We start from the raw sequence: 1,506 nt of genomic DNA, 5'->3' as shown, positions 1-1,506 counted from the left end.
GCGACGTCGCCCCGCAGGCCGCATAGTTCACAGCGTCACCAAGTCCCGTTAGTGCTGGGGATGTGACCCCCCTCAGGGGCCAAATCCCCAGCACTAACCCAAAACAGCCCCTGGCCGGGTTCCGTGTGCCCGACGTAATAGACAGCAGAGGCACTGGGGACGCCTGGTGCAGGTTGCCGCTGGACACGATCCTGCCGATTGCGCAATCGGCAGGCTCCAAGGGGACGTGCCGCCTGGGAGATCGCCTACGAGCGCTGGAGTGACGCGGCCAACGGCGACGACTTCAGCGAACTCGCGCAGCGAGTGCTCGGCGAACTGCAAGCAGCCAGTGCCTTGTGCTGACGCGAACGGCCCGATGTGCTTAATCTGCGGCTCGGGCCCACGGGTGGCGGGCGGACCGGGTGGCAGGCCTCGATGGGCAGGCGTGCTGGTGCGGAGCGGGGCGGCCGTTGTCGCCCGCGCCGTGGCCGTGCGGCGCCGGGCTGGGACTCCCGGCCGCATCGTCGTCACGCTGGCCCGGCGAGGGAGGCTGGTCTTCGTCGATGCCCCGTTCGTACAGGCTGCGCTTGCGGTCGCGGCGCCTGTTGACGGCGGCCCAGTCCAGGGCGTTCTTGCCGATCACGTAGTCGATGGCCGCGCGCAGGTCTCCGAGCTGTTCCTGCAGGTTCTCGCGCTGGTCAGCCGGGTCCTGAACTGTATCGTTACCGGTGCTGATGATCGCGGCGGCGGCCCTGGCGACCTGCGCGGCGTCGGCGGCGAGCCTGGACAAGCCAGGCCAGGTGTCACTGCCGATGCCGTACGGGACGGGCCGGTCGCTGGCCATCAGCTTGCTCCGTTCGCACGGACGGGCTGGCGCTGGAGAAGTGCTAGTTGCGTGACAAATACTCCTGCAATTTGCACGCGGAAACATCCGTCAACTGACGTATATCCAACCAGTTACCTGGGGATTTGCCGGCGCTCGCCGGGTTTACTGTGACTGTGACCGATAGCTGGCGGATGTGATCGGTAGTTGGCGGGCGGGCGTCTGCTAGCTGCGCCGCTATTACCACCTTCGGTACGCTGGCTTTGTTCGTGAGTAGTGGGTTCTGGCCCGTATCTCGTGAAGATCAGGTCCGAGTGGCGCAGGAGGCTTGTGATGCTGGCCCACCAGAGCCTCTGCTTTCCCCTGTTACCCAGGGTCGCTCTCGGACCATGGCGGGGCTAGTCTGATCTGCCCCGTCGAGCGGCATTGACCGTGACAAGGCCTGCCGGAATCCCGGTCCAGATGAAAAAACCGTCGTGACAAGCACAGGATCCGTCGTGACAAGCACGGGATACAGTGCGGTCATGACATCGTTTGGCGAGCGGTCCGCCGACGATCGACCGGATCTCGCTGATGCCGGCCGGCTGGCGCGCAAGCTGGTGCACCGGGCGGTTCGCACGGCGCGCACCGAGGATCAGCCGCTGCGCCGGGTGCTCCTCGACCACCTCGGGCCCAACGCGGCCACGCTGCCGTCCATCAGCGAC

Annotated in this window: 3 protein-coding genes; 2 read left to right on the top strand and 1 reads right to left on the bottom strand. The window is 66.5% G+C overall.

Translation table 11 applies throughout. From position 1 onward, the window contains the following. Positions 1-198: 198 nt before the first annotated feature. Positions 199-342: a hypothetical protein gene (locus tag WA805_RS25960; protein WP_422289022.1), complete on the top strand. Its 144-nt coding sequence runs from the start codon at positions 199-201 to the stop codon at positions 340-342. A gap of 19 nt (positions 343-361) precedes the next feature. On the opposite strand, the gene WA805_RS25955 is transcribed toward WA805_RS25960, so the two are convergent. Further along, positions 362-823, bottom strand: a complete 462-nt coding sequence (locus WA805_RS25955) for a hypothetical protein (RefSeq protein ID WP_422289021.1) — start codon at positions 821-823, stop codon at positions 362-364. 503 nt (positions 824-1,326) lie between these two features. Here WA805_RS25955 and WA805_RS25950 point away from each other — a divergent pair. Beyond that, positions 1,327-1,506: hypothetical protein (locus WA805_RS25950; RefSeq protein ID WP_425243660.1), on the top strand; the 180-nt coding region annotated here is incomplete at its 3' end.

Origin of the sequence: Trebonia sp., from assembly GCF_049794275.1 — a bacterium.
In the GTDB taxonomy this organism is placed as follows: Bacteria; Actinomycetota; Actinomycetes; order Streptosporangiales; family Streptosporangiaceae; genus Trebonia.
This window is presented reverse-complemented; position numbering and strand designations above follow the sequence as displayed.